Genomic DNA, 18,752 nt, shown 5'->3' on the forward strand with positions numbered 1-18,752 from the left:
TATTGTTCTTAATTTGCCTTGTACTGAGTTTCGCTTCGCGGTACACACAATACCAACTAACTCAAGAATTCACTCTCACTACTCTTCAGAACTTGAGTTTTTCAGAGCCAGTACCAATAATAATTGACCTTGCTATCATCGCGAATTCTGTTATCGTCAGTTTCGCATCCATTGGTGTCTTGGCATCAGTTGTCAGCATTCCAGTTGTGATCCTAGATTGGGTTCGCGGAACTGGCTATTACAATTAGAGCCCGGCTATTTCCACTTCAATGAACCTCTAACGTCTGCTCTGGAAGGCCACCCAAACCAGAGCAGCACGAAGAACGCCAGCACACGCGCGACCGACTCGCCGACACCGACCGTTGGCGACACCATCCCCGCGACGAACCAGTCCGAGTACCAGACGAGGAGCGCCAGCGCGACGAGAGACGGCGCGAGTGCAGTCGTGAACACTTCGACGCGCGATGGGTCGCGCAGGTCCACGTCGACGCCGAGGCGGCCGTCCTCGCGCCGCTGGAGTGACGCACTCCCACCGCACGCCACACCGACCGCCGCGTGCGCCGCCTCGTGCGCCAGTGTCACCGGTAACGCCACCTGCTCGACGACGTTTGCCTCCGACTCCCCGCGCTCAGGTAGGACGCCCCGATCGACGAGTGTGGCCATACCGAGCCCTGCGAAGAACTGCAACGCTGCGAGCAGCCCGAGCCAGCGCGCCGAGTACGTCAGGAACGCCGCATCAGAGCCCGGCAGGAACGTCCGAGCGCCGAGCAAGCCCGCGGCGACCACCATCAGTCCGACAGTGAACTCCGCCGCGTCACGAACCATCTCACGCGCTTCCGCTGTCTCTATCGCCATCGCTATCGCACCCGCATGTACAGCAGGAATAGCAGCGTCCCCGAGACCGCGACGGCGAGTTGCATCGACAGTCGCGCTCCGAGTGCTGGCAGGTACGACGAGACCATCCCCGCCACGATGACCGTCACGACCGCTGGGAGCGTCACCTGTCGCGTGTACACGGCCAGCATCGAGAACATCCCGAACGCCATCAGGATGAGCCACGTCGCCCCCATCGCCTCCGTGAACGGACACACCGTCCCGCCGATGAAGTCACCCGCGAGCCACGCGTCGTGCCCACAGGACTCGATGCCGAGTACGAGCAGGTCTCCGGTCATAGCCGGAACCTCACGACGACTGCGACCAGTGCAAGTGCCATCGCCACCGCGAGGGGCGAGGTAATCCAGTTCGCCACAATCACGGGGACACCGAGGTTCACGAGAATCCGGTCCGCGTTCCCCAGATTCCGGAGAATCTTCGACACTTGGTCAAGCGCGGACAGCGGCGATGCCTCCCCGTTTTCTGAGAGGCTCGCGTCCGACGAGGTGACGTTGTCGTTCGTCTGTTCGATGTTCTCCTGCTGGCCCGTCACCATGTCGAATCCGAAGACGGGTCCGAGTGCCGTCGTCACGAACGTCGCCGACGCGACGAGGATAATCAACCCGATGGCGAGATTCGTCGCCCGCATCAGACACCACCTCCCGTGCCCGTCTTCGAGACCATGAACCCGATGACGGCGATGGTCAGTGCGAACACGACGGCCGCTCCCGGCAGGTCGAGGACGCCCATCATGTGGAAGAGTGCGGCCATCCCCGCGGTGACGATCGAGCCCATCGGCGCGTGAACGAACCCGAACACGCCACCGATGAGGATGATGAACCCGCCGACGAACAACATCTCGTACTCCGGTGGGAGGAACGTCTGCAGTGCCTGGCCGCGGATGTCGACGATGTCGGAGTCCTCGACGACCTCGCCGTTCACCGTCGCATCCCACGCGACCACCCACGTCTGGTTCGCCTCCGTCGCGTTGAGCGGGAACGACCCCGAGTACGAGCCGACCTCGCCAGTCACTTCGACTTCTTCGAGGATGTTGCTCTCGTTGCCGCGTTCGTGGATACGGATGTGGAGGTCTTCGACGGTCGCGTCGCCCGGCTGCATGTCGAAGTATATCTTCCCTTCACCAGCGAACGACTGCGAGTCGATGCGCTCAGCACTGACTTCCCAGCGGACGATGCCGCCCTGGTCAAGCGAGAGCGACACACCCTCCACGGTCAGACTGATAACCTGCTGGCTGAACCCACTATCGCCAGTGAACCCACCGAGTGCGCGCCGATCACCGCCGCCGTCCTCGACGAGGAGACGGTACTCGGTTCCATCCTGCATTCCAACGCACGCGACGTTTGCTGCACCGAAGTACGACCCACCAGCGTCCCGCCACGAGTCATTGATGTAGCTCTGCATGATGAGCCACGTCTGGTCCGGTGCGAATCCTGCTCCCTTCGAGTCGAGCGCGAAGCACTGCTCGAAGGACTCGCTTGACGAGTTCGAGTACAGGACCGTGTGCCGGTCGACCTTCGAGTACGGGTCATTGATGATGACCTGCCGGGGCTGGTACCCACTCGCGTTCAACCGAACCATCAACTGCTCGTTTGGGACGTTCTCGAACGCTATTTGTCCGTTCGTCACCGTCCGCGTGTCACGGTAGTTCGAAGACTGTGCCGTCCCGAATATCTCCACGTCGATCTCCGACGTGACCAGCGTCGACGTGTCACTACCCTCGTGAACCTGTAGCGTTAGCGGCGACTCGAACGTGAACGTCTCCGACTCCGACGTGAGGCCATACTCGTCCTCGAACTCAACATACCACGTGTGCAGCCCGCCATCGTCGACAGACACGTTCGTCGTGACAGTCCCATTCGTCGTGATGGTCTGCGTATCCACTGTTTGCCCGTCCAAGATGACTGTCGCCTCGACCGAGTCACCACTCGCCTCGTCGAAGTCCCGGTCAGTCACCGGTACCGAGAGCGAGATAGCCTCCGACGGATACGGCTCTCCGTCCCGTGGCGATGCTGCCGAGTTGTTCACAACAGGCGCATAGTGCAGTACCTCGAAACTGAACGTCGACGAAGTAGCCGTCTCACCGGCCGAGTCAGTAGCCGTCACGTACCACGAGTGCGACCCATTCGAGAGTCCGGACACAGTAAACGAGGCCGTCTGATTCGAGGATATCGTGGTCGAATCGTACTCGGCACCATCTACGTGCAGGTCGACGGTCACGTTTTCGCCCACTGGGTCTGCGAAGTTTGGGTCTGAAACTGGAACCGAAACTTCGACAGTCTCGTTGTTGAACTGAGTTCCAGACTGGGGGGTTGCTTGGGTGTTGTCGACCTCCGGTGGGTAGTTTTTCACCTCGAAGCTCCACGTCGAACTCGTCCCTGAGTTCCCGTACTGGTCAACCACCTCTACGTGCCACGTGTGATTGCCAGTTGAGAGTTCAGTCACCGATGCCGAAACCGTCTGGTTCGACGACACCGACTGCGTCTCGTACAGGCTCCCATCGACGTAAAACTCAACATCGAGCGAATCGCCCTGAACAGTCGAGAAATCCGCATCTGAAATTGGAACAGAGAGATTCACATCCGACGAATCCACCGACGTTCCGTTTGGAGTCGCAGTCGCCTCTTCAACCTCTGGAATCGACGACTGGAATTCAATCCCTTCCGAGTTGAGTGAGGCCACAGCAGATTGGCCAGTTGCCTGAAAATCGACCTGAACCCGCCACTTCTCGTAGCTCGTGCCCGAAATATCGAGCGAGTAATTCCCCGACGCGCTCTTCGTGTCCGTTGCCACGGTCGTCCACGATGACCCACTCTCAGACCCTTCCACACGTACCGTCGCGTCAACATTCGAGAGCGAGAGGTCTACGAACGCCTGCTCCGCATTCGAGACGTCGTGAACTCCACCAACGTACTGTCCAGAATTCGAGAGCCCACCGTCCCCGGAAAGTTCGTCAAGGTACAGGTCGCTGTCGTATGCCCAACTGCCGATTCTGGTCGGTGAATACGTTGAATCAGTGGTAGTGAGAGGCCCTGCAACTGTGTTCCCTGCCGTGTCTTCTAACCTGACAGTGTATTCGTTACCACCGTCGTGCTCCAAGAATACTTTATACCACGTATTCTTGCTAAGAGAAAGACTGCTCGTGTCTACTAACTCCGTCTCATACGTATTCGACCCGCTCACCCGCCCGATCGACAAGCCACCACTACCGCCAGTATACGTCGGGTCGACGTACCCAATGTACCCGTTACCCGAGCCATCAGACAGAAAGACGCCACCACGAGGATTATTGTCGTCACCGTGGTAATACCATACTGAGGCCGTCTTTGACTCAGCAGCACTCCAAGTATCTGAGTCCGAGTACACTCCATGGTGCGCATGGTCTCCACTGTTTTTTGAGAGGGAGTACGACCCGAGATACGCTTCACTCGCAGTCGTCTCGAACACACCTGTTTGGCCAGCGTATCCGCTCAACCCAGTCTCGAATCCGTCCGAGAACCCACTCTGGAAAACGACACTCGCGTCGTCCCCACTACCCGACACAGTCAGGTTCGTCAGCGTACTCGCCTGCTGGAAATCAGACGCGTTCGTGTGTATCGAGCCAGTTGCCAACGCGCCAGCAGCCGCGGACGCGGGTACCTGCGTGACGACGAGGAACGACGCGAACAGCGCGAACACGACGATAGAACGCTCTCGCATCTCAGACCACCCCCACGTACGCCAGCGCAACCAGCAGCGCGAGCAACGCCCACACAGCCACGCTCCCGATTACCAGCGTCGGAATCTGGACGAGCGCGATGCTCCCCGCCTGGTCGACGTAGCCGTCGCCGACACTGAAGCCCTGTCCGTCAGTGCCTTCGCTGTCCTTCGCGACCTCGCCGATCGGGCCCAATATCGCGGGCCCAATCAAGAGGTACATCATCACCGAGAAGATGACGAAACAGAGGACGATGAACGGGCGAAACGGCGACGACGCACGGGAACGAGTGTGAATCATACTCTTGAGGATAGGACGATTGCCGACACGACCCCGAACACCACCGCCATCAGCGTCCCGATGACCGGCAGTAGTGAGAACGCCTGCCACGTGCGCTTGGTCATCTCGTGGGTCTGGTTTTCGTAAATCGATCCCTCTGCCTGCTCCTCGGCGACAGCCTTCGTGTCCTCCATCGGCGACAGCAGGAACGCCATCGTGAGCGCGGCAACCGCTAAGAACAGGAGCATCAGAATCGCCTGCACCGCGATACCACGCTCACCCCTCATAGCTCGAAGTCCAACACCTCGTCAGCCGACGCGATGTCGTTCTCGAACTGCTTCGACCACTCACCACCGAACCCAGCCCACGAGTCACGGTTCCAAGGGTCTTCTTGGCCGGGGAGGTTGCCTTCGTTCTCCCGTTCCTGTTCCGTTTCGTATTCGAACTCGAACTCCTGCTCCAGTTCAGTCTCCAGCTCGAACTCCAGTTCGCGTTCCAGCTCACGCTCCAGCTCGAACTCCTGCTCCAGTTCAGTTTCCAACTCGAACTCTTGCTCGACCTCCAGTTGGCGCTCTATCTCCTGCTCCAGTTCGAGTTCGCTAACCATCTCAGAACCGACGACCTGGTCCAGCAACGACTCCATCGACGCCTCGCCCATCGACTCAACGAACGCCTGCTCAGTCACTTCTTCCGGCGTGAGCATCTCAAACTGCCGGGCGTGGACTTCAGCCTCTGCTTCCACCGCAGTTTCCGATTCGGCTTCGAGGTCGCGCCACATCGCGGATTCTGATTCGAACGCCTTGATGCGGTACTCTGCTCTCGACAGTCGGCGCTCAGACCCGCGTAGGACAGCCTCACTCTCATCGAGAATCCGAGCGAACTCCGAGGGCGTGAAGTCACCCTCCGGCGAGAACTCAGCCGCCTGCTTCCCTGGCTCTGGGTAGTCACCCGTCTCACGAGGGTCACGAACCGGCGGCTGGTCGTCGATTTCGATGCCCAGCGCCTCGTTCATCTCGCGGATATCCGTCCGCGGGACAACCGTGCCCGGCTCGCCCAGCACGATTTCTGGCATCTCACCACTGTCGCCGCCCTCCCACTCGCTCTCGGCATCAGCAGGGCGTTCGCGCTCAATCGTAATCGCGGACGAACCTCCGAGTTGGCCGCGTTCGTCGCCCATATTCAGAGCGGCTTTCTCCAAGTCGACGCGCACCCGCGTCTGCTTCAGGCCACGATACCCACTTTTGAGTTTCCCGCCCGCTTTCTGCGCGAGTAGAATCCCGAGTTCCTCGTTGTCGAGCTTTCCACCCGGAATCTTCGAGATGAGACGTGACCCAGTCGCCGTCCGACCGACGACCGCGTTCGCGCCACCCCAGAACAACTCCTCACCCGGTTGGATAGCATACCGAGCGGCGACTCCCGCACGAGGAGATATCTGCGCTGCTTTCCCCATTATCGCGTACGAGCCAGCGAGCGAACCGCCGAGCATCGCCGTCGATTCTAGCGGCCGTGACATGAACGCGTTCTGGGCGTGCGTTCCTGCTTTGTCGACGGCCGCGTAGGTTTCACCAGCAAACGACGCTATGTCCCCGTTCTGTGCTTCGAAGTTGTCGAACTTCCGCAGACCAATCGACGACAAGTTTTCTGCCCCAAATTCGCCCACATCACGTCCAAAGTCGGTTGACGTGACTCCTTCTGCCGCGGCGTATCCGATAAATTCCCCAGCCTCATCGAGACCACTCACAGCACCGGGGACGTTGAGCATCTGCGCTGCGCCCTGTGCACCTGCAACGGCCGTCCGCGAGAACGGATTTTTAATTCGAACGTTTGTGAGACCTGCGAGAGGCCTTGCTGCGAGGTCGAGAGGGACACCAACTGTGAGGCCAGCACCTTTTCCGAAGGCACCGAGTAGCTCACCAGTGAATTCCGCTGCGTCGTCTACCGGCTCTTCTAACCCCCCGATACCGAACAGACGCCCTCCGTCGTCGCCGAACTGCTCGGCGCGCTCGATGTCGACCGACAGCGACCCACCCGCGTCTTCCGTCACCGACACCGACTCGATCTCCTCGGCGCGGTCGCTCGACATGATGCTGTCGACGACCATCCGCTTCCGCGACTCCGAGTTGAACGTCAACAACACGTTCCGGTCAGCCAGCACCGTCGACGAATCCAACGACAGACCGTCCTGTCCTTCTGCGCGAGCGATACGCGCCATCCCCGGCGACAGTTGCTGCGCATCGACCTCACCGGGCCGGGCCGACGTACCCTCTACCGCCTGCTGCTCGGCGAGCTTTTCCAAGCCCGACTCCCGGTACTGAACGCTCAGGCGGTCGTCCGACCGAACGACGGTGAAGTCCTCACCGCGCTCCAGCGACGACGCCGCCTCGACCTCGCTCGCGAGCCGGTTCATCCGCTGCTCGATACCCGCCTCCTGGGCTTGGCGCTGCTGCACCGCAGGACGAACCAGTTCCGTCGTCTCGTCCTCCAACCGGCCGTCCTCGACGGCACGCTCCACGTCGCCACCAGCCGTGTACTGCTCGTACGGGTCCGTACGCTTCTCGTACGTCACACCACCCGAGCCGTCCACGTCGACGCCAGTCTGCGTCTCGATGGTCTCCGCACTCGCACCAGCCCGTTCCATCTCCCGAGCGAGGTCCTCCGCCAGTTTCTGTTGGCCCTCCTTCGTCACCGACGTCGACACCTCGCCTTCGTCAGTCTCGAAGCGCCAGTCCTTCCCCTGGCTCAGGAGGTCGCCGTACTCCTGCTGCATTCGCTTCTCCAGCAACTTCTTCTGGCCCGACACCGCGAACTCGACGCTGTACGAGCCTTCCTCGCCCCGAACGATGTTGTAGTCCTCACCCGGGTCGAGTGCACCGTACTCTTCCAGCAGCGACCGCTCGACGACCGCGACCTCGTTCACGTCCGCGGAAAACTCCCACGTCGAGGTTCCCGTTCGCTCGGCACGAACCGCGACATCATCCTCCGTCACGCCATCGGTCGAGCCGACGATTTCCGCCTCGATCTCCTCTGCCCGGGTGGTGACATCCGACGGCGCACCACCGTCCTCCACGCCCTGCTCGAACGTCTCCGGGCCGTCCTCGACGCCGGTCTGCGGGTCGATATCGTCCTCACCGCGCTGGATGACCGCACGGCCACTCTTCGCGCCCGCGAACGGCCCCGACCGCGTCGTCTGGTTCGGGTTCGTCTGCGTCTGCTCGGTCGACTGCGCCCGATTCTCCGGTCGCTCCACCGACGCTGTGTCAGACTCCCGGCCAGCGGAGTCCATCTGGTCGCGACCAACACCACGCCCCGTGTCGCTCCCGAACTGCGAACCCTCCGGCGTTCGCTGCTGGTCGGACTGTGACGACCCAGACCCCGAGTCCTCGCTGGAACCGCCAGTGCCGTCCGAGTGCGTCGTATCACGGCCAGCACCACCGACGATCTCTTTCCCGGTGCCACCGCCCGCGAGTGGGTCCCCCGACCGCGAGCCCGAGTTCGAGTTCGAACTCCCACCGTCGACGGGCTGCGACAGCGGGTCGGCTTGGTCCGGGCGCGGCACCGACCGCCGACGCTGGTCCTGCTTGCGGCGACGAACCGCTTCCTCGTCGCTTACCTGCTGGCGAGCCTGCTCGCGGGCCTTCTCCCGGGCCGCCTCCTCGGCTTGCTCACGGACCTGTTGGTCGCTCGTTGAGCCGTCGTCACGAATCCGCGGCATATCACACCACCACCGTCAGCACGTCCATCGCGACGGGTGCGACAGGGCCGAGGTCGACGAAAGGTAGGATGTCAGGCGGAGATACGGACGGAATCGGCGCACTGAACCCACCACCGCCACCGCCGCCACCACCGGCAGTCTGGCCGTTCAGACGCGGCGAAATCGCACCGAGCAAGAACGCGAACAGCAGACCGAGGATACGCCCGAGAGTCGTTCGGTCCGTGAACTTCGAACGTGCCTCATACGCCGCGTTCTGCTGCTTCCGCGTCGACGTCCCGTCCTTCATCGCGAACGGGTCGTAATCCGCCAGTCGAGCGGCGCTCACAAGCGTCGAGTTCCGCGTCGACACACACGTCTTCTCGTCCTCACCAGCACCAATCTTCATGCCACGCTCCTCAGCCGCGTCCTTCGCGCGCAGGATTTCCGAGGTCGCCGGGTTCCACAGGCCCTCCATCCCGTGGATGTCGAACGCGACGCTGACGTTCCAGCGCTTGAAGAACGACCCAGCGCCGTTCGCCGCCTTGAACTCGTCACCGACGACGACGCCGTCTTCGGGCTCGCTCACTCGCTTCATCTTCTTCGGTGCCAGGTTCCCCGACGAGTCGACGTGGACGCTCGTTGCGCCCTGCATTCCCAGTGCTGCGAAGAAGCACAGGAACGCCAGCTTGTGCTTGAGAGCCTTCGTCTTCCCGTGAACGAGCAGTTCCGGCGTATCTCCACGAATGTCGGCGAGGAGGTCGTGGTCGACCTGGAGTGCTGCGGGCGTCAGCAGTGACTCCATGTCGGCAACGTGAATCGCGATTGGCGTGTTGTACAGACTGAAGTAGCTCCCCGGACCGTCATCAGGGACGAACTCGCCGTCGACGATGACGCCGTCCTTGTCATCGAGGACGGTCATCGGCAGGAACCGAATCAACCGACCGTCGATCTGGATGCACGTCGGGCCGTTCAGGAGAATCGCGATGAACCACAGCGGCTTCATCAGGACCTCCCAGAGTTTGTGGAAAAACGATGCTTTCAGCGATGGTAGACTTCTGAACATGATTTCTTACTTGAACGCCTTCTTCAGACGGCTGGTGAGACCGTTCGACGATTCGATGGTGTCCCGACGGAGCGACTGCTCCTGGCGCATCTCCTTGATGAGCTTCTGCTGCTCCATCCCACGCGACTGCGTAATCCGAGCCAGGAGCACCTCTTCGAGAGCCATGACCTCCCGAGTCTCCTCCGCAGACATCGACCCGTTCGAGTCTCCGTAGACGAGCTGGCGGAACGACCCCTGCATCTTCGAGCCCTCCGGCGGGAACTCTTCGAGGAACGCGTTGGTCCGGAAGCGAATCAGCCACTTCGCCTCGTACACCTCCTCTTCTTTCCGGTACGCGAGGACGTGACTTCGGTTGAACTCGGGTTTCATCCGCTGGAGGTACTGCACGCCGATCTCCGACTCGACAGTCCGCATCACCTCCTGCAAGAAGTCCGTGTCACCGTCACGGCCCGAACTATACCCCGAGAGAATCTCCCGAAGCTCCTGAGCGACGGGCTTCTCCTCTCCTGACTGCGATTTGGTTTGAGTTTGGCTCATCGGTTGTTCCCTCTGATAAAGTCGGTCGCGCCGCTGCCGGCCTCAGCGATGTTCTCGACCTCCGCGACGACGATGAACAGTAGCATCACGAAGGCCATCGCGCCCCACAGCAGCACGAGGTACTCGTTCGAAACACTGGTCAGCGTCCCGCCAACGTCCTTCTGGATGTTGACCGAGCCGACCGACACGAGTACGTATGTGAAAGTTGCAAAGCCAGCGCTGATATACGTCTCAGCCTCACTCTTCCGCGATTTCCGAATCGCGTTGTAACTGGCGAGCGTGGCGAGGAGAATCAGCAACTGGTAGATTTCGACTAGCATGTCTGAAAACTACGTACTTGCCACCGCGAGCCCGATAATCAGCGCCAGTCCCGCGAACGTTGGTGCGTAGCTGGCGAGCGTCCCGCCGATCTGTCCACTCGTGCGTGCGATTTCGTCGGCGTTCGTGTTCGACGTGTTCGACACCTCTTGGTCGACAGCCGCAGGCGCGGCTATCGTCATCGTGAGGACGAGTATCAGCAGTCCGACTGCCCCGGCGAAAGTACGTAGCGTCATGTATGGAAGTGGGAGTGTGGGAGTTGCCGCGCTTTACATCCGGCTCGCCATGATGCCCAGCACGAACAGGGCGACGAGCAGGAACGGGACGAGGTTCAGGAAGTCGAACGTGTCCTGCGACTGCGTCGAGACAGAGTTCGACGTCTCATTCCACCCACCGCTGAGGTCGGTACCGAAGCCGTCGATCTTCCCGAGGACGACGACTCCGATCATCAGCGTCGCCATGATGCCCATCGCCACACCGACGATGCCCTGTGCGCCCTGGTTCAGATGCAGGCCAGTCGTGTCCTCGATGGAACCGACCGCTGCCTCCGTCTTCTCAGCCTGCCAGCCCTCGTAGTAGTCCGCGATGCGCCGGACATCGTCGACGACTTCGTCGTCGAGGACTTCCGTGAACCACGTCGCGAGACGCCCCTCGGGTTTCCGTTCCGTGCCTCCGGCCTCAGCCTCCGGTTCCGGCTCGCTCCACTCCTGCGTGTAGCCGGTTGGAAGGTCCTCGAAGAGCGATCTCGTGTTCTCTTCGACGAGGTCGTAGGTCTGGTTCTGTTCCACCGAAGGTCCCGCTCTCGCGAGTGCCTCCGAACTGTCGACTGTCGCTGATGCGACCGACATACCAACTCGATACATTCCCGAATCCAAAACAATATCTTGGGTTTGACACATCGTTGGTGCGCAGTGTTCACCACTGCTACACATCGTCCAAGATAGCGATTTCCAGCCCCACGCGTATAACAAGCCCATGGCGAAAAATCACGATTCCGAGGCAAACTTCCGAGCGAAGAAATCGCTCTCATCCATCCACGAAGCACGCGAAGCCGCCGACGAAGCCGTCGACGACCTCCTCATGGCCCACCAACACAACCTCAAACAGGACACCATGAGCGACCGCCAGCAAGACCTCCACGTCGCCGTCATGATGTTCTACAACCGAATCCGACCATACCTCGCCCACGTCCCAGAACTCGCCAAAACGAAGACCCTACTCCTCGAAACCGACGAAAACGGACAACCGAAGACGCAGCAGGTCCGCGACGGAAACGGTGGCATCGAGGAGAAGCACGTCGGCATCTTCGGCCTTCGGTCACTGGACGAGTGGCGACTCGCGAACACCACAGTCCAGAACTCAACCCCCGTCCTCGGTGGTGAGGACGAGGTCGAGGAGAGAGAACACCCGATTCACATGCCGACCGAGGTCGCGCTCAACGCCTACGACGCCCTCAACGAAGCACTCGTCCAACTCGAATTCGGCGCAGAACCCGGCAGCGACGTCCCCGTCGGCAGCCTCGACGACGCACCCGACGACGTGAGCGGCGAATTCCCCGAAGTCGGCGAACCCGGCCCAGGAACCGCCGCCAGCGACACCGGAGGTGAACCCGCCGATGACTGACGACACCGTCGACGTCTCCGACTTCATCACCTACGACCAGCAACTCCCCGCGATGACGCCCCGGTCACCGATCGGCCCGCCACAACCCACCGTCGAAACCCCACGCGCTCCAACGTCAACCGTCCCCGAGCAGTTCGTCGGTGTCGAGCCGACCGTCGACGAACGAACGCCGTTCCACAAGCTCCCGTTCTGGGAGGACTTCATGAAGCGGGTTCGGCAGAATCAGGACATTCTCATCCTCATCAGCGACTACCACAACGACCGCGGGACCGGGAAGACCGTCCTCACCATCGACCTCTGCGACAAGATGGACCGCTCCGAGGAAGGCTTCATCCCCTCGAAGGCCTCGATACAGCCCGAGAACCTCATCGACGGCTACACCTCACACCCTCGCGGTTCGTCTCTCGCCCTCGACGAAGCCGAAGCCGGCATCGGTGCCCGCGAGGCCATGACCAAAATCAACCGGATGCTCTCGGAAATCGTCTCGATGGCGAGGGTCGAGGAGAAGTACGTGGTGCTGAACATGCCCGCATCGAACCACATCGACAAGAACATCCTCGACCTCGCGCACTACTGGATACTCGTCCAGCGCCGCGGACTCGCCCGTGTCTACCAACTCAAGAACAACCCCTTCGAGCAGAAGATGTACCCCACGCCAGTCCAGCGCCTGGAGTGGAGCGACATCGAGAACGGACACCCAGTGTACGACTCGCTGACCCAGGAGAAGCAACAGCGTCTGCGAAACCCCGGACAGAACGGCGAGCAAGGCAACTTCGTGGCCCGCGAGGACCACGAAAAGATACTCCAGAAGCAGGCCACTGAGATTCGTCGCGAGGTCCGCGACGACATCATCGCTCGCGCCCTGGAGCATCCCAAGTTCGCCGATATTCCGCAGTGGGCCATCGGCGATATCGCCGACGTTTCGCAAACCACCGTCGGAAACGTCAAAAGCGACAGAGGGCTCTAAGGTCACGACTATCGAGAACCACTAAATTGGTCAACGGTGTACCCTGCATCACCGCTACGTCCTGCGATTATTGAACAGCAACCAACAACCACACCGACTTAACCTATAATAATATACACGCGTAAGGCTTCTCGCGGCGGGATTGGCACGTCGAGGGGGGTGGTCGACCCCGACCGGTCCGCGCCGATCTCGGCTCGAAAAACTCTGTTCTGGCTCGACCAGCAGCTCGGCTCGCTCGACGACAACTTGAGTTCTCCCGACGACCAGTCCGCTCAGAAAATCAGCGCAGTCGATTCCCGAACTCACGCAGGATACAGTACCCACGGTACGCGGCGACCAGCGGCGACGCCAGGAACAAGTAGACGAACACGACCGCGAGTGCGACCACGATTTTCTTCGCGGACTCGTAACAGCGAAGCCAGATATCACGTCCCCAGTCAGCGTCGTATCTCTCGCCGCTCTCCTCCGCCCAGCGCTCAACAGCAGAGACACGGTTGGACAGCACAACCAGAGCCATCACTCCCTTTCCCGCGTACGCGCGAAGCTGAACACCGACGCCTGCCACCCCCACCCCGACATGGTGCCAGTACAGACTCAGTATCGCCGAGACCACACCGAGCCCGACGATGTTCTTCGCCGCGAACAACGCGAGCTGCACCGGGCCCGCCCGCGCCGTCGCCACGACCTCGAGTACGGTCAGGTGCGTGAGGACCCCGACCAGCCCTGAGACGATACCGGTCACGACGAAGAACGACGGCGACGCGTCCTTCCCGTTGTCCAGGGCCGTCCCGATCGTGGCGCCCGCGGCCAGCCCCATCGACGCGGTCGCCGTCACCGGCAGCCTCGACGTCGACACCGCCGCGAGCACACACCCCGCAACACCAAACGCGAGGGCGTGGCGACGACGAAACCAGATACTGTGGTCAGTCACTGGCCTTCATCCTCATCGTGTCTCGCCACCAGACTACGATTCTCAGAATGACGTACAGCGCGAACCACAGCACAGCGACATAGAGCGGCAGCTCACCGGCGTAGTCCAGAGCCTCCGAGAACGAAAGTGGATTTGCAGTCGATTGCGATTCGCCACTACTCATCGAGAGCCCACCTGACCAACGGCTTCACTGACCACGCGAATAGCACGGTGACGAACACTGCCTCAGTCGGTGCGAGGTTCAGCACCTCCTGTAGAAACCCCACAATCAGCACAGCAAAAGCGACCCCGCCGAGAAACGCGACAGATTTCCGTTCGATACAGAAGTTCTCTTCGAGGCCGTTCTCGTATGCTCCCCTGAGTTCGTTTTCGTCCCCTTCACTCATACCGCCATCACCACATGGTAAACGACGTACGTGAACAGCAACGCCATCACCGCGAGTGCGATTGGCAGCGTCTCAACTCTCACCTGCCCACGGTCTGAACGGCTTGCCTCTGAACCACCGCTCATAACTCTCGATTCACCCACGACATCATCATCGTAGACAGGATTATCAGAATTACCAATCCCGGAATCGCCGATGCAAACTCCGCCGCGAAAACGCTGAACGGAGTGACCTCTGGCTCCCCTGACGACCCGTCAGCGCTCGGCTGTTCAGGCTCCGGTATTTGGACTGGTTGACTGTTGGCTAATTCTGAGAGAACATCGAGTGCGATGATTCCAGCCAGCAGAAGTCCCCCGATACATACCACCCACGGCAGTGCTGACTTCGCGACCCGAGCCCAGCTAACGCTTTCGAGCGTGTCGACGACGACCTCCTTCTTCGAGCGCTCGAACGACACTCCCCAAATCTCTTCTGCACACCCGATACATGCGATGTCGCTGTGAGACCCGTCACCACCTGAGAGGTCAACCTGTACGAGTTCCTCCTCGGGATACTCCCTCGGGCACAGTGGACAGTCGTAGACGGTGGTTTCGACTTCGGTCGTCTCGTAGTCGATGACCGTCGTCTCGACCTCTTTCGTCTCGAAGTCGACACGAGTCCGTTCGCGTTCACTGCTCATCGCCACTCCCCAACTCGATTGGCCGCGGTGGGCGGGCAGCACGCACGCGGGCTTTCAGTCTCACGTACCCAATGACTCCGAAACCGATGATGAGACAGAGCGCGATACCTCCATACTGGGCCGCCGGTTCCACGTCTGGAAGGACGCTCGGAAACGCCAGTCCGTAGATACCGTTCGCCAGTAGCCAGCAGCCGAACAGGAACTGCCACACGTCCCGGCGACGATGGCCCTTCATTCGGGGGCCTCCACGAGGTCAAGGACGAGTCGGCCGTCGACGACCTTCGACTTACTCGCGAGCCAGACGACTTTGTCGTCAGAACTCATCTCACCCGGTTCGATGCCGAACTCCCGGCACACGTCGACGCCGAGAATCGCTCGCAGCGACCCACCGTTCACTTTCCCACTGACCCGTTCGATTGGTTCCTCGTCGAGGTCGTTCACCGTCGCACCGCGTTTCGCTGCCATGGCAGTGATGAGTATTGTTCAACACTTGGCCACGATGTTGAACAAGGGGGTAGATATTCACGGATTGGTGAACGATGTTCACCAACCGGGCACGCTGTCAGGCATTGCACGTTTGCACACAAGCGTGAAAATGCGACAGTAGCCGGACCGTCAGACCCTCGATTTCCGCTGTATTCTATCCACCCCCCTGTTCAACCACATCGCGATGTTGCACCTTTCCCAAGAGAAGGGCGAAGGATGACGCCCGAAGACCAGCAACACCTCGACAACGCGAAACGCGCATCCAGCATCGCACTCAGCATCAGACAGAAGGACACCATCTCCGAGGAAGACCGCGAGTGGCTGAAAGACCAGATGGAGAAGAAGACCGGAACCCGCGACCTCGACGAAGCGAACCGCCGAATGGATGTCGTCTGGGGCTGGCGGCTGGAGAGGGACGACGATGCGAACTGAGCGCAACAAGGACAGCAGTTGGAACGTCTGGATGACTCGCGACGAGTACCGCGAACTCCCACGCGCTGCCGAAGACTTCGAGCACGAAATCGCCATCCGACTGATGGGCGACTGCGGCCTCCGCGTCGCCGAAGTCCTCGATGTCGAACCCCAGCACATCGACCGGATGACCGACGGCCGCAGCTACGAACTCGAAGTCGTCGCCGGAAAAGACACGACTGGGGAATACACGGGTGGGAAGCACCGCGAGACCTGGCTTCCAGTAGAACTGGAGCGACTCATCAACCGCTACGTCCAAGAGCGCGACCTCGACCGCGACGATCTACTCGTCGACCGCTCGAAACGCACCTTGCAGAACTGGGTCGAGAAGGCCGCCAGGCGAGCCGCCGAGACGACCGGCGACGCCGACTACCAGCGCACCTCCAGTCACGACCTCCGGCGCTGCTGGGCGAACCATCTCCTCGTCGAGGAAGGCGTCAGCCCACGCATCGTCATGGCACTCGGCGGCTGGAGCAGCTACGACGCCATCGAACCCTACCTCGCCGCACCGACCGAAGAGAACATCATCGACTCGATGACCAGCGTCAAGCTATAAACATCTCGAAATCAATCATGTCGCAATGGCCGCCCAAGATAACGAAATCCGATTCCAGAACTTCGAGGACGGACTGGAATTCATGCTCGGGTACGTCGTGTGTGGCGCAGGACTCGCACTCACGCTTAACTCCCGTATTGCCGGTCGTTGGGAGATGGTTTCGTGGGCTCTCGATAGGCTCTTCAACGACATCGTCTCGGATGGCTCCCTCATGATAGCAGGTGCAGGAATCGTCTCGATAATCGCGGTCTTCGTGGCATTTCTCCTTTTCTCGATGGCATACTACGCTGTTACGACATCGGTCGTCCGCGTAGTCAAACCAGCCTCGGGGAACCAGTTATTGGCTATTCGGTTCGCTTGCGGCATGCTGGTATCTTGCCTATTCTGGCTCGCGGTTTTTTCAGAACCTGCCGCCAGACTCATCATCGACCTGGCCCCACCAGTTCTCCCCGGCTGACCACTTTCACCCTGCCCGGCTAACTGTTACCTGTCCTGTCTTTGTACCGTGTCGACATGATAGACGACGCGCGGGCACTCCGTGACCAAGTTGTCCCGCACGACCTCTACCACCGGGACGGCGAAATCGACGTTCTCACAGCCGCACTCTCCCCACTCGTCGACGGCGGCCACGGCGACCACATCCTTCTCACCGGCCCCAGCGGCACCGGCAAGACCACGCTCGCGAAACACACCTGCGAGCAGCTCGAACGCGAAACCTTCGACGTGTCTTGGGGCTACGTGAACTGCGTCACCGAATCGACGAAAGCCTCCGCACTCTACTCGCTACTCAGAGATGGCGGACTCGGCGGCGATCTACGCAAAGAAGGCACGCCCGCCTCGACGTTCGTCGAGCGTCTCCGCGAGTTCGATGGCCAGTTCGTCGCCGTCATCGACGAGGTCGACGTGCTCGACGACCCGACCGTCCTGCTCTCACTCTACGAGCTACCGAACGTCTGCCTCTTCCTCGTCTGTGTCAACGGCGACGCGTTCTATCGAGGCGCCGAACAGCGTGTCGTCTCCAGACTTCGCTCGTGCGTTACGGCTGACCTCGACCCATACACGACGAGCGAGATGTTCGACATCCTCTGGGCCCGTGCAAAGTGGGCGTTCACACCCGGCGTCGTCAACCGCGAAACCGTAGAGTACGTCGCCCTGCTCGCAGGAGGCGACGCCCGCCTCGGAATCGGCATCCTCCGCCGCGCTGCTCGCCACGGTCGCCGAGAGGGACTGGCGACCATCGACATCGACGTGATAGACAGCATCGTCGACGACGCCCAGAAGGAAATCGCCACGCGCTACGTCGAGAAACTCAGCACGCACCAGCGACTCATGTACGAAATCATCCGTGAACATGGCCCGGTCGGCGCGACCGAGTTGCATGCGACCTACATCGAACAGGCCACGAGCCCGCGGGCGTCCTCGACGCGGCGCGGCTGGCTCGCCTCGATGGAACGCGAAGGACTCATCGAGACGGAGGGCCGCGGTCGCGGGAAGACCTACGACACCGCCTACAACACCTGATTCGAGAACGGATTGAGAGGGTGCCGATGGCCGGGTGGCATCTCCGGCCAGAAAGTCCTGAAGATTTTCGTCTGGATCGCCGCTGCTGCTCGCACAGCGGCATATCACAGTAGTGTCCGGAACTAGAAAAGTGTACTCCCAGACAGAGTTCTCGTCCGTTTCCGTTGACGGGAAAACCGCAAGACGGCGGCCTTCCGTTGACTTCCGATGATTTCCGTTGACGGCAGTAGACGGCTCCTACTGCCAGCGAACACGCGCGAGAGCCATTATCGGGTGTTTTCCGTTGACGCCCGCCCTTTGCCTTTTACGTAGGGTCTCTGACTCCCGGTCGAAATGTACCGAGAGACGACGCTCACTGTGTCGGACAAGCGCCGCGACCGCCACGACCTCGATGTCGAAATCCTGCCCGACGACGGCCGCGGGTACGACGCCATCGTCCGCATCGAGAACGACGGCCGTAGCTACGAGTTCGGCGTTTTCGAGAACTCACAGGGCCGCATCGCCGACAAACTCACCAGCGGCGACGTGCCCGCCTGGGGAGAAAACGCACTGCGACAGCTCGGACTGGAGGGACTCGCGTGAAAGCCCCTTCTTCAGACGAGTTGCCAGTAAAGCAGGACTGCAACCAGCCCAACGAACGCCGTGGCTGCGAACAG

Annotated in this window: 25 protein-coding genes; 7 read left to right on the forward strand and 18 right to left on the reverse strand. The window is 60.8% G+C overall.

All coding sequences use genetic code 11. The features are described from left to right. Positions 1–255: 255 nt before the first annotated feature. The 12 genes from ACSC1P_RS06300 to ACSC1P_RS06355 all read right to left on the reverse strand — a co-directional run bounded on the left by ACSC1P_RS06300 (position 256) and on the right by ACSC1P_RS06355 (position 11,324). Positions 256–855 (reverse strand): hypothetical protein, encoded by a 600-nt coding sequence (locus tag ACSC1P_RS06300; protein ID WP_435359283.1) that lies wholly within the window; start codon positions 853–855, stop codon positions 256–258. Positions 856–857: 2 nt separating this feature from the next. Further along, positions 858–1,172 (reverse strand): hypothetical protein, encoded by a 315-nt coding sequence (locus ACSC1P_RS06305; protein ID WP_435359284.1) that lies wholly within the window; start codon positions 1,170–1,172, stop codon positions 858–860. Next, positions 1,169–1,522, reverse strand: coding sequence for a hypothetical protein (locus ACSC1P_RS06310; protein WP_435359285.1), 354 nt, complete (start codon positions 1,520–1,522; stop codon positions 1,169–1,171). Before ACSC1P_RS06310 ends, ACSC1P_RS06305 begins: the two co-directional genes overlap by 4 nt. Next, positions 1,522–4,590 (reverse strand): Ig-like domain-containing protein, encoded by a 3,069-nt coding sequence (locus ACSC1P_RS06315; protein ID WP_435359286.1) that lies wholly within the window; start codon positions 4,588–4,590, stop codon positions 1,522–1,524. Before ACSC1P_RS06315 ends, ACSC1P_RS06310 begins: the two co-directional genes overlap by 1 nt. A gap of 1 nt (position 4,591) precedes the next feature. Then, positions 4,592–4,888, reverse strand: coding sequence for a hypothetical protein (locus tag ACSC1P_RS06320; RefSeq protein ID WP_435359287.1), 297 nt, complete (start codon positions 4,886–4,888; stop codon positions 4,592–4,594). Further along, positions 4,885–5,154 carry a hypothetical protein gene (locus ACSC1P_RS06325; protein WP_435359288.1) on the reverse strand — a complete coding sequence of 90 codons (270 nt, stop codon included), beginning with the start codon at positions 5,152–5,154 and terminating at the stop codon, positions 4,885–4,887. Before ACSC1P_RS06325 ends, ACSC1P_RS06320 begins: the two co-directional genes overlap by 4 nt. Then, the gene (locus ACSC1P_RS06330) at positions 5,151–8,579 is read right to left on the reverse strand and encodes a hypothetical protein (RefSeq protein WP_435359289.1); all 3,429 of its coding nucleotides are present in this window, start codon (positions 8,577–8,579) and stop codon (positions 5,151–5,153) included. Before ACSC1P_RS06330 ends, ACSC1P_RS06325 begins: the two co-directional genes overlap by 4 nt. Before the next feature lies 1 nt (position 8,580). Beyond that, positions 8,581–9,561, reverse strand: coding sequence for a hypothetical protein (locus ACSC1P_RS06335; protein ID WP_435359290.1), 981 nt, complete (start codon positions 9,559–9,561; stop codon positions 8,581–8,583). A gap of 66 nt (positions 9,562–9,627) precedes the next feature. Beyond that, positions 9,628–10,158, reverse strand: a complete 531-nt coding sequence (locus ACSC1P_RS06340) for a hypothetical protein (protein ID WP_435359291.1) — start codon at positions 10,156–10,158, stop codon at positions 9,628–9,630. Further along, entirely contained in the window at positions 10,155–10,478 is a 324-nt protein-coding gene (locus tag ACSC1P_RS06345) for a hypothetical protein (RefSeq protein ID WP_435359292.1), read from the reverse strand. The genes ACSC1P_RS06340 and ACSC1P_RS06345 overlap by 4 nt, the downstream gene beginning before the upstream one ends. 9 nt (positions 10,479–10,487) lie before the next feature. Then, positions 10,488–10,712, reverse strand: a complete 225-nt coding sequence (locus ACSC1P_RS06350) for a hypothetical protein (protein ID WP_435359293.1) — start codon at positions 10,710–10,712, stop codon at positions 10,488–10,490. A 33-nt stretch (positions 10,713–10,745) separates the two neighbouring features. Next, the gene (locus ACSC1P_RS06355; protein ID WP_435359294.1) at positions 10,746–11,324 is read right to left on the reverse strand and encodes a hypothetical protein; all 579 of its coding nucleotides are present in this window, start codon (positions 11,322–11,324) and stop codon (positions 10,746–10,748) included. A gap of 127 nt (positions 11,325–11,451) precedes the next feature. Here ACSC1P_RS06355 and ACSC1P_RS06360 point away from each other — a divergent pair, with 127 nt between their 5' ends. Together ACSC1P_RS06360 and ACSC1P_RS06365 are read left to right on the forward strand one after the other, a co-directional pair. Further along, positions 11,452–12,099, forward strand: coding sequence for a hypothetical protein (locus ACSC1P_RS06360; protein ID WP_435359295.1), 648 nt, complete (start codon positions 11,452–11,454; stop codon positions 12,097–12,099). Next, complete coding sequence (locus tag ACSC1P_RS06365; RefSeq protein WP_435359296.1) at positions 12,092–13,066, forward strand: hypothetical protein; 975 nt, start codon at positions 12,092–12,094, stop codon at positions 13,064–13,066. Before ACSC1P_RS06360 ends, ACSC1P_RS06365 begins: the two co-directional genes overlap by 8 nt. A 280-nt stretch (positions 13,067–13,346) precedes the next feature. Here ACSC1P_RS06365 and ACSC1P_RS06370 read toward each other — a convergent pair whose 3' ends face one another. The 6 genes from ACSC1P_RS06370 to ACSC1P_RS06395 all read right to left on the reverse strand — a co-directional run bounded on the left by ACSC1P_RS06370 (position 13,347) and on the right by ACSC1P_RS06395 (position 15,527). Continuing rightward, entirely contained in the window at positions 13,347–13,934 is a 588-nt protein-coding gene (locus ACSC1P_RS06370) for a hypothetical protein (RefSeq protein ID WP_435359297.1), read from the reverse strand. A gap of 55 nt (positions 13,935–13,989) precedes the next feature. Continuing rightward, positions 13,990–14,160 carry a hypothetical protein gene (locus tag ACSC1P_RS06375; protein WP_435359298.1) on the reverse strand — a complete coding sequence of 57 codons (171 nt, stop codon included), beginning with the start codon at positions 14,158–14,160 and terminating at the stop codon, positions 13,990–13,992. Continuing rightward, on the reverse strand, positions 14,153–14,383 hold the full coding sequence (locus ACSC1P_RS06380; RefSeq protein WP_435359299.1) for a hypothetical protein: 231 nt from the start codon (positions 14,381–14,383) through the stop codon (positions 14,153–14,155). Before ACSC1P_RS06380 ends, ACSC1P_RS06375 begins: the two co-directional genes overlap by 8 nt. Positions 14,384–14,504: 121 nt before the next feature. Then, positions 14,505–15,104, reverse strand: coding sequence for a hypothetical protein (locus ACSC1P_RS06385; protein WP_435359300.1), 600 nt, complete (start codon positions 15,102–15,104; stop codon positions 14,505–14,507). After that, the gene (locus ACSC1P_RS06390) at positions 15,052–15,297 is read right to left on the reverse strand and encodes a hypothetical protein (RefSeq protein ID WP_435359301.1); all 246 of its coding nucleotides are present in this window, start codon (positions 15,295–15,297) and stop codon (positions 15,052–15,054) included. Before ACSC1P_RS06390 ends, ACSC1P_RS06385 begins: the two co-directional genes overlap by 53 nt. After that, positions 15,294–15,527 (reverse strand): hypothetical protein, encoded by a 234-nt coding sequence (locus ACSC1P_RS06395; protein WP_435359302.1) that lies wholly within the window; start codon positions 15,525–15,527, stop codon positions 15,294–15,296. Before ACSC1P_RS06395 ends, ACSC1P_RS06390 begins: the two co-directional genes overlap by 4 nt. Before the next feature lie 237 nt (positions 15,528–15,764). Here ACSC1P_RS06395 and ACSC1P_RS06400 point away from each other — a divergent pair, with 237 nt between their 5' ends. The 5 genes from ACSC1P_RS06400 (at position 15,765) to ACSC1P_RS06420 (ending at position 18,678) form a co-directional block, all read left to right on the forward strand. Further along, on the forward strand, positions 15,765–15,980 hold the full coding sequence (locus tag ACSC1P_RS06400) for a hypothetical protein (RefSeq protein ID WP_435359303.1): 216 nt from the start codon (positions 15,765–15,767) through the stop codon (positions 15,978–15,980). Further along, positions 15,970–16,575 (forward strand): site-specific integrase, encoded by a 606-nt coding sequence (locus ACSC1P_RS06405; RefSeq protein ID WP_435359304.1) that lies wholly within the window; start codon positions 15,970–15,972, stop codon positions 16,573–16,575. Before ACSC1P_RS06400 ends, ACSC1P_RS06405 begins: the two co-directional genes overlap by 11 nt. Before the next feature lie 25 nt (positions 16,576–16,600). Then, positions 16,601–17,032 carry a hypothetical protein gene (locus ACSC1P_RS06410; RefSeq protein ID WP_435359305.1) on the forward strand — a complete coding sequence of 144 codons (432 nt, stop codon included), beginning with the start codon at positions 16,601–16,603 and terminating at the stop codon, positions 17,030–17,032. Between the two features lie 56 nt (positions 17,033–17,088). Beyond that, entirely contained in the window at positions 17,089–18,096 is a 1,008-nt protein-coding gene (locus tag ACSC1P_RS06415) for a Cdc6/Cdc18 family protein (RefSeq protein WP_435359306.1), read from the forward strand. Positions 18,097–18,429: 333 nt separating this feature from the next. Next, positions 18,430–18,678: a hypothetical protein gene (locus tag ACSC1P_RS06420; RefSeq protein ID WP_435359307.1), complete on the forward strand. Its 249-nt coding sequence runs from the start codon at positions 18,430–18,432 to the stop codon at positions 18,676–18,678. Positions 18,679–18,752 lie beyond the last annotated feature (74 nt).

The organism is Haloarchaeobius caseinilyticus (assembly GCF_051207395.1).
GTDB lineage: Archaea > Halobacteriota > Halobacteria > Halobacteriales > Natrialbaceae > Haloarchaeobius.